The organism is Chryseobacterium ginsenosidimutans (genome assembly GCF_039536845.1).
GTDB classification, from domain to species: domain Bacteria; phylum Bacteroidota; class Bacteroidia; order Flavobacteriales; family Weeksellaceae; genus Chryseobacterium; species Chryseobacterium ginsenosidimutans_B.
Map to the genome: position 1 here is coordinate 20,405 of NZ_BAAAZJ010000009.1, position 15,367 is coordinate 35,771.

Here is a 15,367-nt window from a genome sequence, read left to right on the forward strand (position 1 = left end):
AAATTATGGAGCCTGAATTTTAGCCAAAATTCTGTTGACAATTTCTTCTGACGAAATTTCTTCCGCTTCTGCTTCGAAAGTTAAACCAATTCTGTGTCTTAACACATCTTTTGCCAAAGATTTTACATCTTCAGGAATCACAAAAGCTCTTCCTTTCAAGAATGCATATGCTCTGGAAGCGATCGCCAAATTGATTGATGCTCTTGGAGAAGCTCCAAAACTGATATAATTTTTGAGGTCCGAAAGTCCGTAATTTTCGGGATAACGTGTTGCAAAAACCATATCCAGAATATATTTTTCGATCTTTTCGTCGAGATAAATTTGGTTGATTATTTCTTTTGCATCAACAATATCCTGAAGAGAAATTACAGGCTTGATTTCAGGTTGATGAGAAGTGGAAACCATTCTCATCACTGTTCTTTCATCCTCAAATTTCGGATAATCGATCGTGCATTTGAGCATGAAACGGTCACTCTGCGCTTCCGGCAAAAGATATGTTCCTTCCTGATCGATCGGGTTTTGCGTTGCCAGTACCAAAAACGGTTTCGGAAGTTTCATTGTTTCATCACCAATTGTCACCTGCTTTTCCTGCATTACCTCCAAAAGAGCCGATTGTACTTTCGCAGGAGCACGGTTGATCTCATCGGCAAGAACAAAATTTGCAAAAACCGGACCTCTTTTTATCGAAAAATCATTGTCTTTAATATTGAATATCATTGTTCCCACTACATCTGCAGGAAGCAAATCGGGTGTAAACTGAATTCTTGAAAATTCGCCATGAACAGCTTCTGCCAAAGTCTTTATTGCTAAAGTTTTTGCCAAGCCCGGAACCCCTTCCAAAAGAACGTGACCATTGCCCAAAAGCCCTACCAAAAGGCGGTCTATCATGTATTCCTGACCGATGATAACTTTGTTGATTTCCTTTCGTAGAAGATCAAATAAATAGTTTTTTTCCTTTACTTTTTCCGTCAACTGACGAATATCTTCCGCTTGATATGTATCTGACATAGTCTAATTTAAAATAATTGGTAAATTTCTAATAAATACTTGCATTAATCAACACAATTAATGCCATATTTGAGTTAAAGTTTGTTAAATATTCCAGCATTAATGCAAGATTCAGAATAGTTGAAACCTTAAAACTCAATAAGATTATTCAATTTTTTCATAAAAATATATAAATTTTGCTTTAATCTACCTTTCAAAAATTGTCATTTCCAGTTTATTAAACTATTTTTGGTGATTAAAAATTTTGCAAAATGAATTATCATTTTCAAGCTCACAGACAAGTTAGAAAGAACCTTTTGGGTATTTTACAAAACACTTCTCACGAAGACCTTTTGTTGATTCCTGATGGTTTCAACAATAATCTTTACTGGAATATTGCGCATACCGTTGCAACGCAGCAGCTTTTACATTATTATTTAAGCGGAAACCCTTTCAGAATCGATAAATATTGGATTGAAACGTACAAAAAAGGAACTTTACCCAACTTGAATGTTCAAAAATCAGAAGTGGAAGATTTAGAGTTTTTACTCACTGAAACTTCGAAGATTTTAATGAAAGATTATGACAGCGATTTCTTTTCGGATTATACGCCTTACACCACAAGTTTCGGGATGGATTTGAAGAGTATTCAGGATGCTATCATTTTCAACAACATGCATGAGAGCTTGCATTACGGATATGCAATGTCGCAAAAAAGAGCAATTTTAGGAGAAAAATATTAAAATGACAGATAAAAAAGACGATTTTATTTTCGGGCTTCGTCCGGTAATTGAAGCAATTGAGGCAGGAAAAACGATAGATAAAGTTTTCGTGCAAAATGCATTGCAGGGAGATATTTATGCAGAATTAAAGACAATTTTAGCCAAAAATAAAATACGTCCCAACTACGTTCCGGTTGAAAAACTGAACAGATTTACAAGAAAAAACCATCAAGGCGTTGTAGCATTTATATCGGATGTTCCGTTTCATAAAGTGGAAGATATTGTTCCTCAGTTATTTGAAGAAGGAAAAACTCCTTTTTTATTGATTTTGGATCGATTGACAGATGTTAGAAATTTCGGGGCAATTTGCAGAACTGCAGAATGTGTGGGTGTTCATGCTGTGATCATTCCGGAAAAAGGAGGAGCACCTATCAACTCTGATGCTATAAAAACTTCAGCAGGAGCACTTTATAATATTAAAATTTGTAAAGAACCCAACCTAGCTCACGTTGTAGATTACCTTCAACAAAGTGGAGTTTCTGTATTTGCAGCAAGCGAAAAAGCTCAGAAATTAATTTATGATGTTAATTTCACAGAACCTTGCGCAATTGTAATGGGTAATGAAGAAACGGGGATTTCTAAAGAAGTTTTGCATCATTCAGACGAGAAAATAAAACTTCCGATTGAAGGAAAAACACAATCATTAAATGTTTCTGTTGCTTGTGGTGCCATTTTATATGAAGCGGTAAGACAGAAATTTACAAAATCAAATTAATCCTATCAACACTTAAAAAATCTGAAAATGAAAAATATAGCAGCAATAGCGCTTATTTCAACTATAGCATTGGTTTCTTGCAATAAAAAAGAAACTACAAAAATCACAAAATTCGACCCTAAAACCGGGAAAACAATTACAGTAGAAGTTCCTTCTGATTCTGTGGCAAAAGTAGAAGCAAACCCTGCCATTAAAGATTCTGCAGGAATTTACACGCAGACTTTTAAATTAGAAAAAGGAAAAACTTATCCTTTGACAACCTATCAGAGAGATACAAAAACAATGACCGATCCTAAAGGACAAACCATGAACGGAACGAGTGAGTCTACAGACGAAATGTCTTTTACAGTAAATGATATTAAAGGAAATGTTTATGATATTACTTTAAATCTTATTGCAAAAAGAAGTTCTCAGACTTCACAAGGAAAAACTATCGTGGTGGATACAAAGTTACCTATTCCGAAAGAAGAAGATCTTAAAATGATCTGGAATATTAACAGAGCATTGACAGGAAATAAGCTAAACATGAAGATGGATACGAAAGGAAATGTAATTTCTATCACAGGTTTTGATGCTGTTTACACTAAAGTTTCGAATTCAATTGGTACAATTGTTAAAGATAAAAACCAGAAGGAAAGTGTGGTAGCAAGTCTTAAAGAATCTTTTAACGAAAAAATTTTGAAAGACCAATTCAATAAAAATCTAACAATTATTCCTAAAAAAGGAGCTAAAGTTGGAGAAAAATGGACGAACAGTGAAAATGCGGATGCAAGCGGAAAAATTAAAGTAACATCAAATTACATCCTAAAAAGTGTAGGAAACGGTATCGCTGAAATCTCTGTGACAGGAGGAATTCCTAAGAAAACCGAAAAACAGACTCAGGGAGAAGTTACCCATAGCTTAAGCAGTGAGTTATCACAAAACGGAACAATTAAATTTGATCAGAATACAGGATGGATCACTAATCAAAATATTTCTGTGAAAACTACACAGATCGAGACTATCTCCAACGGGAAAGAATCTCAGTCGATGACAAGTGTTTCGAATTCTTCTGTAATGGTAAATCCTACTGCGAAATAAAGAGTGGATGAGTTTTAAAGTTGAAGTGTCAGAGAGTTAAAGTAAAAACTTTGAACATTTAATTATGATGAAACATATTTTTGAGTTCGTACTTGCAACGATCATCATCTATTTTGTCTGGAATATTTTGAAGAGAATTTTCTTTAAAACTTTCCATAGCTATATGTTTGGCAATAAAAATAACAATAGTAACAGACAGAATCCGGATCTGCAAAACTCAAATAATACGAAGAAAAAAATCAACTGGGATGCAGAAACTGTTGATTATGAAGAGGTAAAAGAAACGAACGACAAAAGGTAATAATTCCGAAAAATAAAAGATAATAACCATCAACATGGCGAAAAATAAAAACTTAATTTATATTGCAATTTCATTAGTTGTATTTATAGTTTTAGCATTTTTATACTCCACTCCTGTTTTTACGGGAAAACAGCTTTTCCAGCATGATATCGTGCAATATCGAGGCGGGGCAAAAGAACTTCTCGACTATAGAGCCAGCAACGAAAAAGAAACATACTGGAGCGATTCCATGTTTGGAGGAATGCCGACTTACCAGATGGGAAGCCAGTTTAAAGGGGATATCATCAAACAAATTGACAGTAAGTTAAACTTTCTTCCAAGACCTGTCAATTATCTTTTCTTACTTTTCGCTGGATTTTTCCTGTTGGGAATGGTCGCCGTCAGAAACTGGAAATATGCACTTTTGGGAGCTACTTTCTTCGGACTTTCAACCTATTTTTATATTGCCATTGCGGCAGGACATAATGGTAAAGTAAATACTATTGAATATTTTGCCCCACTTTTAGCCGGAATTCTATTGGTTTACATAAGGAAAAGTTACATTTGGGGATTCATTGTCACTACCCTTTTTATGGGACTTCAGATCGCGGCGAATCACCCGCAAATGACCTATTACCTTTTTCTTGCACTAGGATTTTTATTCTTATCTGAATTAATCAGAACGATCCAGAAAAAAGTACCAATGAAGCATTTCCTGATTTCTTCAGGAATTATTGCTGCTTCTTGTTTAATCGGAGTCGGAATGAATTCTCAAAGAATCATGGCGAATTCTGAATACATCAAAGAAACCGTTCGTGGAAAACAAATCTTAACGAACGAAAGCAATACCGGAGGAAATTCAGGAATGGATAAAGAAAGTATGCTGATGTGGAGCTACGGAAAATTGGAAACCTTGAACCTTTTCATTCCAAGATTGATGGGTGGTGGAAGTCAGGAGCCTGAAGGAAAAGAAATGATGGCAAAAATTCAGGAATTGGTTCAGGAAAACGTAGGTTCACAAACTGAATATGACAGAATTTCTAAAGGATTTGGAAATTTAACGTATTGGGGAGATCAACCGGGAACTTCCGGACCGGCTTACCAGGGAGCAATTGTTTGTTTCTTAGCTGTTTTAGGATTCTTTTTTGCTTGGAAAAAATACCGTTACTGGATTTTGGGTGCTTCCATCTTGACTGTATTTTTAGCTTGGGGAAGCAATTTCATGGCACTTTCTGACTTCTTTATCGATTTTGTTCCGTTTTATAACAAATTCAGAGCACCGTCTTCCATCTTAGTAGTTGTAGAATTATTATTTCCACTAATTGCCATCCTCGGATTATACAGATTCTTTACAGACGAAAAATTAACGACAGAATACAAACAGAAAATCCTTCTGTATGTTGGTGGCGGAACATTAGGTTTCATCTTACTTCTGCTTATTTTCGGAAAAGCTCTATTAGGTTTCCATACAGAAAACGAAAAAACTTACCTTCCTCCTTTCTTATTAGATTACTTAGTTGAAGAGAGGTTTAAATTATTCAGAATTGATGCCATCAAAGCATTTATTTATGTTGCGATTGCAGCAGCAGCTTTGTTTATGGTTTTAAAACAAAAATTAAATCAGAATATCGCTTTAATTATCATCGGAGTTGTAAGTTTATTTGATCTTTGGAGTGTAAACAAACGTTATCTGAATGATGATAATTATGTTGATAAAATCTTTGCTGAAAATCCTTTCCAAACTGAAAGTTCCGATTTAATGGTTGAAAAAGTTCAGGGAAATCCAAATCTTGAACCAATTTTAGCCAACGTAAATGTTAATAAAACGCTTGAAATAATTTCTGAAAAAGATAAAACGCATTATAGAATTTTCAATAATATTTTAGGAACATTCAGTGAAACAAATACATCATATTTCAAATCTTCAATCGGAGGTTATCATGCCGTGAAATTGAGAAGATATGACGATGTCATCAATGAATACTTCCAAATAATGGATTCTGTAAAACTTCCGAATGTCCTGAATCTTTTAAATACAAAATACATGGTTTTAGGAGATCCTGAAAAGCCTCAAGCTATTCCTAATCCGAAAGCAAACGGAAACGCATGGTTTGTAAGTGATCTTAAATTTGTAGATTCTCCCAACCAGGAAATTAAATCGATTGGTGTAATTAACAGTAAAAAAACAGCAGTAATTGCCGCTTCAGATAAAAAATATTTCGACGGAAAACCTGTTCAGGCAGACTCAACAGCATTCATTAACTTAACAAAATATCAACCGAACGAATTAGAATTCAGATCTCAATCAAAAACTCCGCAATTAGCCGTATTTTCTGAGATCTATTATCCTCATGGATGGAAATTCTTTGTCGATGAGAAAGAAGTTCCTTATATTAAAGCTGATTATTTGCTTCGTGCAGTTCACGTTCCGGCAGGAAATCACCATGTAAGAATGGTTTTCGAGCCTGAAGTAATTGAAACAGGGAAATGGATTTCACTTCTTTCATTCGGATTGTTTATTCTGTTGAGTGGTTTCGGAATTTTCTGGATGAATAAAAACAAGAAGAAGGAAATTTTAGTTGAAAAAGCTTAAACAACTGTATGATGTCTTTCCGTAGGAATCTAGTCATTAATAAAAAAATAATTCTAAAAAATTTCGCTTAGATTCCTACGGAATGGCAAAAAGAATTCATAAGTTAATGGAACAGAAAAAAATATTGATCATCACCTATTACTGGCCTCCTGCGGGAGGTCCTGGTGTTCAAAGGTGGTTGAAATTTGCAAAATATTTACCTGAATTTGGCTGGAAACCAATCATTTTCACGCCTGAAAATCCGAGTTATCCTTTATTGGATGAAAGCCTGATGAAAGATGTTCCTCAAGATTTAGAAATCATTAAAACAAAAATTTGGGAACCTTATCAACTGGCTGAAAAGCTTAATAAAAGTAATAAAAAATTCAAAGCCGGACAGTTTGATGTTGGCAAAAATCAAAGCTGGAAATCAAAGCTTTCGATTTGGGTAAGGGGAAATTTTTTCATTCCTGATGCCCGGTTTTTTTGGGTAAAACCTTCAACAAGATTTTTAGAACAATATTTAAAAGAAAATAAAATTGATGTTGTGGTAACTTCCGGTCCGCCACATTCTTTGCATTTGATCGGTTTAAATCTAAAAAAGAAATTTCCGAATCTGAGATGGATTGCCGATTTCCGTGATCCGTGGACAGAAATCTCTTACTACAAACATTTAAGACTAACTAAAAGTTCAGACAAAAAGCATCGCCAAATGGAAAATGACGTCTTCAAAAATGCAGATATTACGTTGGCGACAAGTTATACTGATGCTGAAAATTTTCGTAAAAATGGAGCAAATGCAGTTTGTATCACAAATGGATTTGATGAGACAGATGCTTCTCAAGCTCTTCAACTCTCAGACTCTCAGACTCTCAAACAAAAATTCACTTTAAGCTACATCGGGGTTTTAGAGCAACTTCGAAATCCTGAGAATCTTTGGAAAACGCTTGAAAATTTAGTGAAGACAAATTCAGATTTTGCTGAAAATTTCACATTAAAATTTGCGGGAAGAATTGATGATAAAATTTTAAACTCAATTGAAAATTCCGGCTTACAAAATCATGTTCTTAATTTAGGATATATTTCACATGACAAAGCAATCAATGAAATGGCGAAATCTTCGCTTTTATTAATAACTAACTTTCCTAATGAATCTTCAAAAGGAATTATTCCGGGAAAAATATTCGAATATTTGGCAACCGGGAAACAAATTATTTCTTTTGGTCCCAATGAAGCTGATGTTTCTAAAATATTAAATGAAACCAATGCAGGAAAGCATTTCAGTTATGATGATTCTGAAACAATAAAGAATTTTATTTTAGAAAAATTTGAATTGTGGAAAAACGGAAATCTTCTTGAAAACACTCAAAATATAGAACAATTTTCAAGAAGAAATTTGACAAAAAAATTGGGTGAGATTTTATAGTTTTTGACGCAAAGATTTACTGTAGCACTCCTCTTTCCTTAAAATAAAGGAATAATCAATTTCATCGGTTTGATTAAGCTGACTTTATCAGCGACTTTATCGTCATTTTTACTTCCTTAAAATAAATAAAATCTAATTAAAAACTTTGCGTTAAAAATAAAATTGAGTACTAAATTGTCCACTGATTATTAATAACAGCAACCAGATAATATTTTCCCTGAAATTCTTCAAAGACTAATCGAAGACATTTCCAATCCATTTCGGCATTGGCTTGCGAACCTTTGATAAAGTTTTCCGTAAAATCTGCCTTAGGATAAATCTCTTTTAAATTATTCAATGAATTTCCTTTCCCCTGGAATTTATTCAATGAAAATTGTCCGGTTACAAAATCTTTTGAATATACCCATTTTGTAAAATAATCATCAATTGTAGCCTTATACAAATCTCCCGAACCATCCATTGTTCCCCAAGTGAAAATAGTTTTCGTGGGTTGATATTTTTCAAAATCAGCTTTGGAAAATTGTTTATCTTCTTTTGGATCTACGAAAGCATACATTGAAAACCGAACCCCTTTTTCAGGATGTATAAACTCTGCAAATCTTTTGTAATCTCTGCTTTTTATAGTTTTTAAAACCTCATCATTAGCTTCTTTGATGATCTCTTCTCTGCTTGGTGTAGTTTGGTCAGGATTTGAAGTTTGGACACTGGTTTGTGTTGTGGAATCAACTTTATAATTAGTAGATTTATTTGATTCTTTCGTACAGGCAACCAAACTTATAATGAATATTGACAGAAATAATTTCTTCATTTTTTAATTTTAATAGAATAAAAATCACCAAAACTAATGCCATCTTCTGAGTATGAGAGTTTGAGTATTTTAGAGTTGGGATAGACTTTAATTATTGTGAGTATAGTTTTTAGCTTAAAGCTTAAAGTCTTCCACTTACCGCTTTTTTGTACATTTGCTTTATGGAAATTCTGGATATTCTCATCATCGGAGCGGGTCCCATCGGACTTAATTGTGCTCTTGAAGCTAAAAAAAATAATCTCTCTTATTTAATTATAGAAAAAGGAACCATTGTCAATTCTTTGTACAATTACCCTTTATACATGCGATTTTTTTCAACGGCTGAAAAGTTAGAAATCGATGAAATTCCGTTCATCTCAACTGCTCCGAAACCCGGAAGACAGGAAGCTTTGGAATATTATCAGGGAATTGCAAGACAGAAAAATATTAACATCAATCTTTATGAAAAGGTCTTAAAAGTTTCAAAAGAAAATGATGTCTTTGAAGTTGAAACTTCGAAGGGAAAATATTTCGCTAAAAACGTAATCATATCAACCGGATTCTATGACATCCCAAATATGATGAATATTCCGGGAGAAAATCTGAAAAAAGTAAAACATTATTATACAGAACCTTATCCTTACGCCAAACAGAAAATTGTAGTAGTTGGTTCGAGTAATTCGGCAGTTGATGCAGCGTTAGAAACGTATAGAAAAGGAGCTGAAGTTACCATGATTGTCCGGCATTCTGAAATTTCAAAAAGTGTAAAATATTGGGTGAAACCTGATATTGAAAATAGAATTGCAGAAGGAAGTATAAAAGCATATTTCAATTCTGAAATTATCGAAATTAAAGAAAAAAACATCATTTTTAAAGATGAAAATGGACAAATCCAGGAAATTGAAAATGATTTTGTTTTAGCAATGACTGGTTATTTACCCGATTTTGACTTTCTAAAAAACTCAGGAATTGAGTTGCAGGGAGAATGTTTAAACCCGCTTTATCACCCTGAAACGATGGAAACAAATGTAGAAAATCTTTATTTGGCCGGAGTTGTCTGTGGCGGAAAAGATACTCATCTTTGGTTTATTGAGAACTCAAGAATTCATGCAGAAATGATTGTTAAAAATATTCTTTCTAAATAACAAATTGTAATAAACACAAGTTTGTCATTCCGTAGGAATCTCAACTATTAAATTTATAAAACAATGTCTAGATTCCTTCGGAATGACAAAGTGGGTGTAAAAAATTAAACAAATTAAAAATTCAAGTTCACTCCAAAAACAAAATTCCGTTTTGCAGCCGGATTGTAAAAACGGTTTCCAAAAGCATTAATGTCGAAGCCTAAAACATAATCTGTATTGTACAAATTCTGAATTTGAAGATATAAATTTAGTCTCGTTTTTTCAAAATCTATAGGAAATCTGAATTGAATATTTCCGACAAGGCTCGATTCCGACCAAACGGAATTTGCATCATTCAAAGGCATTTTTGAGGTATAAAAGTGTGAATAATCGATGGAAAGTTTTTTTAAGAAAGTGAAGCTTAACAAACTATTTATCGTCGTTCGCGGAACTCCGGTTAAATCGTTTCCGGAAAAATCCTTGTTGTCCTGTTTATAGTTTTCAAATTTAAACTGATAAAAACTTCCGGAAAATCTGAATTTAAAATTGCTAAAAATATCATTTTTAAGATTAAAATTTTTAGACTCCAAAAGAACTTCAACACCTTTCTGAACTGTTTCACCTGAATTTACAAAATACTCCTGCCCTGCTTCATTTTGCCTTCTGACAATCGCATCTTTCATTCTGAAATTAAAATAACTCCCTTCTATAAAAATGGAGTTTCCGAACTGTTTTCTGATTCCGATTTCTTTATTCCAGCCATATTCGGGAACGAGATTTACATTAAATTGTTGATTGGAAGAACGGATTTCCTCATTGGTCGGAGCTGAGTTTCCTTTTCCGATTTTTCCTCTGATTGAAAATCCTTTTACAAAAAGATAAGTTAATCCAAAATTGGGAAGCCATTGATTTTTAAACTTAACATTTCCGTTTTCAGAAGTCGGGAAAAGCCTTTCAAATTCATAAGAATTAGAATTTAAGCTGATAGAAATATCTGTAAATAATTTTTCGTTAAAATTTAATTTTTGTGAAAGAAAATAAAATCCTGAAGTATTTTTAATCTGGTCAAAATTTTGTGGATTTCCTTCAATTCCTTTGTTATTATCGTAGTTTTTAATCAAAATGTCATTGATTCCGCCCTCAAAACCGAATCTGTAAGCTAATGCAATTTTGTTCCAGTTTTTCTCATAATTAAAATGAGTTCTCAACGCAAAATTTTTCTCAAAACGATTCTCAAAATTGGTAATAAAAGGATTCTCAAAATCGACATATGAGCCTTGAACTAATATAAAATGTGAGAAATTAGGACTAATATAAAATTCATGTGAAAGTCCAGCCAGAATCATTTTATTTTGAATTCCGGCATTCTGTTCTTTTGCACCTGGAAGTGTGGCTGTCGATGGTCTGGCTTGCTTTCTATTGGCTTGCATTTGCTCTAACGTTAATCCACCCGGAGTTTCATAATCGAGATCAGAATACAACAACATTGCTTTTAATAAACCTTTTTTTGAATATTGAAAATTGTCTTTAATAAAAATCTGCTTTCTCTCTACTGCAGATTGTTCACGGTAAGAATCCGTCCGGTAATAATTCTGAAAAACTTCAACAAAATGTTTTCCCAATTGCTTTGAAACATCAAAACTCTGATTGAAAGTTCCATAACTTCCTATGGCAAAATTGGCAGATAAATTCTCGGAATCTTTTGTTTTAAGAAGAAGTGTTCCGCCTGTTACTGCACCATAATCTCCGCTTTCGGGACCTTTATAGATTTCAATTTTATCAATCAATTCAGGAGAAATGAGATTAAAATAAGTGTTTCCTGAAGCATCTGACAAAATAAAATCATCAAAATAAACCTTCACATTTCTAACCCCAAAAGGTGACCTCAAAGTACTTCCACGAAGAGAAATCCTGTAACTTCCGGGAGAACGTTCTTCCATTCGGGCTCCTGCGATTTGATTGACAGACTCCAACATTCTTTCCGGTGTATTTTGATTCAATAAATTTTTAGAAACCACGGAAACCGACTTTGTAGAAACCATAAAAGGTGTCGATTTTTTGTAAGCATCGATCTGAACTTCTGAAATCAATGTAGCAGAATCCTTCTTTTGTGAAAAGAAAAATGAAACGGAAAATAAGGAAAATAGAAAATATAGTTTTGCCATTGAATAGGTTAAAGCAAAAATTATACAGTTTTGAATTTTTGTTGTGACTAAATTTAACCTAAAAGAAAAGCCGCAAAATATTTGCGGCATTATTATATTTGAATGATATTTAATAGGACTTCATCCTATCCTTTATTAAATCGTCCCTTCGGGACTCTCTCAAAATTATTAGTTTTAAATTAAATTTTCTTGTCATTAATCATCCACGGAATGATAAAATAAAATGCAACAGCAATAATTGTCGCTAAAACTCCCGTTCCGATCCACAAGGCACTAAAACCAAACTTTTCAGTCAACAAAGTTCCTAAATAAGGCGTAATAATAAACGCTGCGGAAAAAGAAATCCCATTCAGTCCCATATAAGCACCTTTATTGTTTTGTCCGGAACGTTTTGCAGTTATCGTAGACATAAAAGGAAGCGTCCAGATTTCCCCGATACAAAGCAATGTCATTGAAATAACCAGTCCGATTATACTGTAATCAAAAGCCATCATCGCATACGAAAATCCGCAAATGAAAGTTCCTAAAAGCATCGTAAAAGCCAGATTAAAATATTTTTCTGCAATCTGTACGAATCCCATTTCGAGCAATACAATCAGGAAACCGCTGTACCCTAAAATATAGCCGATATTCTGCTGACTCAACTTCGCAACATCTTTGTAAAATATCGTTAACGTACTGAATAACTGAAAGAAACACATCGAAAACAGCAAGCAAAAGAAACAGTAAATCAAGAATTTACCATCCCGATAAGGCGAATTTTCTTTTTTAATCTCAATAGCTTCTTTTACTTTTGTGATTTTTACTTTTGCTAATTTATTTCGTTTGTAAAAGAAAGAAATGTATAATATCCCAGCCAGTAAAGCCGCTAAAGCATTACTGTAAAATAAAAATTCGTAAGAGATCGCCGATAAAATCCCTCCCAAAGCCGGGCCGATGGAAAAACCTAAATTAATTGCCATACGGTTTAATGAAAATGCTCTCGTAATATTTTCCGGTTTTGCGTATTTTGTAATTGCCACAGAATTGGCAGGACGAAATGTATCACTCACAATACTTTGTAACAAAATGATCGCTGCCACTCCAACTTCTGTTTTAAAAACCGGAATTAAGCAAAACAAAGGAACACTCAACAACAAGCTCATATACTGAACTTTATATTCCCCTATTTTATCCGTAATGAATCCTCCTAACCAAGATCCGATTACAGATCCGATTCCGAAAAAGCTTAAAACAACTCCTGTATTTTCTATGCTAAAATGTAAATGATTCGTCATATAAACTCCCAGAAAAGGAAGTACCATCGAACCCGCACGGTTGATGAGCATTACCAACGCGAGCATCCAACTTTCCTCGGAAAGCCCTTTGAATGAATTTGTATATATGTGTATTAGTTTCACAATTTCTTACGTTTTAATTAATAATTTGTATTTGATTTTTTTATTTAAAATTTAAAATCAAAGTTTGTCATTCCGTAGGAATCCCAACTAGTTTGATCAGAAAAGCCTTTACAAAATATGCCTAGATTCCTACGGAATGACAAACTTTGTGGCTAATAAATATGCTTAAGATTGCTTCGCTCCTCGCAATGACATAAAAAAACAGGACTTAAAAAATTAAGCCCTGTTTCATTTATAATAATATAAATAAATTTTTACTCCGGCTTATAAGAGTCTTTTAATGTTACTGTTCTATTGAATACCAATTTGGTATCCGTAGAATCCTGATCTTTCGTGAAATATCCAATTCTTTGGAATTGAAGCGGCTCTCCAACAGCAACATCCTTTAAACCAGGCTCAGCAAAACCTTGAATCGTAGAAACAGATTCCGGATTGATGAAATTCAAGAAATCTACATCTTTCTCAGCATCAGGTTGTTCAACAGTGAATAGTTTATCATAAATTCTCACATCAACAGGAAGTGCGTGCTTTGCAGACACCCAGTGTAACGTACCTTTTACTTTTCTTAAACTTTCCTCAGTTCCGCTTCCGGACTTAGATTTTTCATCATAAGTAGCGTAAATCGTAGTGATTTCTCCGTTTTCATCCTTCTCCACTCTTTCAGCTTTGATGATGTAAGCAGATTTTAAACGGACTTCGCCTCCTAATTTTAATCTAAAGAATTTATTATTAGCTTCTTCCTTAAAGTCCTCACGCTCAATATATAATTCTCTTGAGAAAGGAATTTCTCTTGTTCCTGCATTTTCCTGTTCAGGATTGTTCTCGGTTTCTAACCATTCTTCTTTACCTTCAGGATAGTTTTCGATCACCAATTTGACAGGATCTACCACTGCCATCACACGTTTAGCAACCTTATTCAGATCCTCACGGACACAGAAATCCAATAATTGAATTTCAATTAAGTTTTCCCTTTTTGCGACCCCTACTTTATCAATAAAATTCCTGATGGAAGCAGGCGTATACCCTTTTCTTCTCATTCCGGAAATCGTAGGCATTCTAGGATCATCCCATCCATTGACTACATTTTCAGCGATTAATCTTTGTAATTTCCTTTTAGAAGTGATCATATAAGAAACATTCATCCTTGCAAATTCTCTTTGCTTCGGCGCTACTTTAGATTCGTCATAAACCTGCTCCAAATACCAGTTATAAAGCGGTCTGTGGTTCTCAAATTCCAAAGAACATAATGAATGTGAAACTTGTTCTAAATAATCAGATTCACCGTGCGCCCAGTCGTACATCGGATAAATTTTCCAGTCTGTTCCTGTTCTGTGGTGAGGTCTTTTCAAAATCCTGTACATAACAGGGTCACGCATATTCATATTTGGCGAAACCATGTCGATTTTTGCACGAAGAGACATTGACCCTTCCTCAAATTCACCATTTTTCATCCTTTCGAATAAGTCTAAAGACTCTTCAACAGGACGATTTCTGAATGGAGATTCAACTCCCGGTTCTGTCGGATTCTTTCTTTGCTCAGTAATGATTTCAGACGGCTGCTCATCAACGTAAGCTTTTCCTTCCTTGATCAATTGCACTGCCCAATCATAAAGCTGCTGGAAGTAATCGGATGCATACAAAACTTTATCCCATTTGAAACCTAGCCATTCAACGTCTTTCATGATAGAATCTACGAATTCCTGTTCTTCTTTTTCAGGATTCGTATCGTCGAAACGAAGGTTTACGGGAGCATTGTATTTTTCACCCAAACCGAAGTTGATGCAGATCGCTTTTGTGTGACCTACATGCAGATAACCGTTTGGTTCAGGCGGAAAACGGAAACGGATCTGATCGTTTTTCAGACCGTTTGCCAAATCATCTTCGATAATTTGCTCAATAAAATTGAGTGATTTTTTTTCTTCTTCCATTAAAATTCGCTTTAAATGCCGTATTATACGACAATTTGCAAATTTAGGAAATTTTAAGGGTTTATGAAAATTATAATTTAAAACTATAATTGTTAATGATTCAATATTTTTATTTAACTTA

The 15,367-nt window shown here is 33.9% G+C and carries 12 protein-coding genes; 7 read left to right on the top strand and 5 right to left on the bottom strand.

The features are described from left to right. Nucleotides 1–3: 3 nt before the first annotated feature. Entirely contained in the window at nucleotides 4–1,008 is a 1,005-nt protein-coding gene (locus tag ABD745_RS10130; RefSeq protein ID WP_344828877.1) for an AAA family ATPase, read from the bottom strand. A gap of 251 nt (nucleotides 1,009–1,259) precedes the next feature. Between ABD745_RS10130 and ABD745_RS10135 the strand changes: the two genes are divergently transcribed. From ABD745_RS10135 to ABD745_RS10160, 6 genes are all read left to right on the top strand, one after another. Then, nucleotides 1,260–1,730 carry a DinB family protein gene (locus tag ABD745_RS10135; protein WP_047397818.1) on the top strand — a complete coding sequence of 157 codons (471 nt, stop codon included), beginning with the start codon at nucleotides 1,260–1,262 and terminating at the stop codon, nucleotides 1,728–1,730. A gap of 1 nt (nucleotide 1,731) precedes the next feature. Next, complete coding sequence (gene rlmB, locus ABD745_RS10140) at nucleotides 1,732–2,484, top strand: 23S rRNA (guanosine(2251)-2'-O)-methyltransferase RlmB (protein WP_344828879.1); 753 nt, start codon at nucleotides 1,732–1,734, stop codon at nucleotides 2,482–2,484. A gap of 27 nt (nucleotides 2,485–2,511) precedes the next feature. Next, nucleotides 2,512–3,564, top strand: coding sequence for a DUF6263 family protein (locus tag ABD745_RS10145; protein WP_344828881.1), 1,053 nt, complete (start codon nucleotides 2,512–2,514; stop codon nucleotides 3,562–3,564). A 64-nt stretch (nucleotides 3,565–3,628) separates the two neighbouring features. Beyond that, the gene (locus tag ABD745_RS10150; protein WP_047397814.1) at nucleotides 3,629–3,865 is read left to right on the top strand and encodes a hypothetical protein; all 237 of its coding nucleotides are present in this window, start codon (nucleotides 3,629–3,631) and stop codon (nucleotides 3,863–3,865) included. A 34-nt stretch (nucleotides 3,866–3,899) separates the two neighbouring features. Next, nucleotides 3,900–6,437, top strand: coding sequence for a YfhO family protein (locus tag ABD745_RS10155; RefSeq protein WP_344828883.1), 2,538 nt, complete (start codon nucleotides 3,900–3,902; stop codon nucleotides 6,435–6,437). Nucleotides 6,438–6,543: 106 nt separating this feature from the next. Then, nucleotides 6,544–7,842, top strand: coding sequence for a glycosyltransferase family protein (locus ABD745_RS10160; protein ID WP_344830056.1), 1,299 nt, complete (start codon nucleotides 6,544–6,546; stop codon nucleotides 7,840–7,842). Between the two features lie 169 nt (nucleotides 7,843–8,011). Here the strand turns inward: ABD745_RS10160 and ABD745_RS10165 are convergent, their stop codons facing one another. Next, complete coding sequence (locus tag ABD745_RS10165) at nucleotides 8,012–8,650, bottom strand: hypothetical protein (RefSeq protein ID WP_344828885.1); 639 nt, start codon at nucleotides 8,648–8,650, stop codon at nucleotides 8,012–8,014. A 161-nt stretch (nucleotides 8,651–8,811) separates the two neighbouring features. Here ABD745_RS10165 and ABD745_RS10170 point away from each other — a divergent pair, with 161 nt between their 5' ends. Further along, the gene (locus ABD745_RS10170) at nucleotides 8,812–9,774 is read left to right on the top strand and encodes a YpdA family putative bacillithiol disulfide reductase (RefSeq protein ID WP_344828887.1); all 963 of its coding nucleotides are present in this window, start codon (nucleotides 8,812–8,814) and stop codon (nucleotides 9,772–9,774) included. A 113-nt stretch (nucleotides 9,775–9,887) separates the two neighbouring features. Here the strand turns inward: ABD745_RS10170 and ABD745_RS10175 are convergent, their stop codons facing one another. The 3 genes from ABD745_RS10175 to ABD745_RS10185 all read right to left on the bottom strand — a co-directional run bounded on the left by ABD745_RS10175 (nucleotide 9,888) and on the right by ABD745_RS10185 (nucleotide 15,246). Further along, nucleotides 9,888–11,918, bottom strand: a complete 2,031-nt coding sequence (locus ABD745_RS10175; protein WP_344828889.1) for a TonB-dependent receptor — start codon at nucleotides 11,916–11,918, stop codon at nucleotides 9,888–9,890. A 179-nt stretch (nucleotides 11,919–12,097) separates the two neighbouring features. Beyond that, the gene (locus ABD745_RS10180) at nucleotides 12,098–13,321 is read right to left on the bottom strand and encodes an MFS transporter (RefSeq protein WP_425549793.1); all 1,224 of its coding nucleotides are present in this window, start codon (nucleotides 13,319–13,321) and stop codon (nucleotides 12,098–12,100) included. Between the two features lie 251 nt (nucleotides 13,322–13,572). Further along, entirely contained in the window at nucleotides 13,573–15,246 is a 1,674-nt protein-coding gene (locus tag ABD745_RS10185; protein WP_344828893.1) for a glutamine--tRNA ligase/YqeY domain fusion protein, read from the bottom strand. Nucleotides 15,247–15,367: the final 121 nt, after the last annotated feature.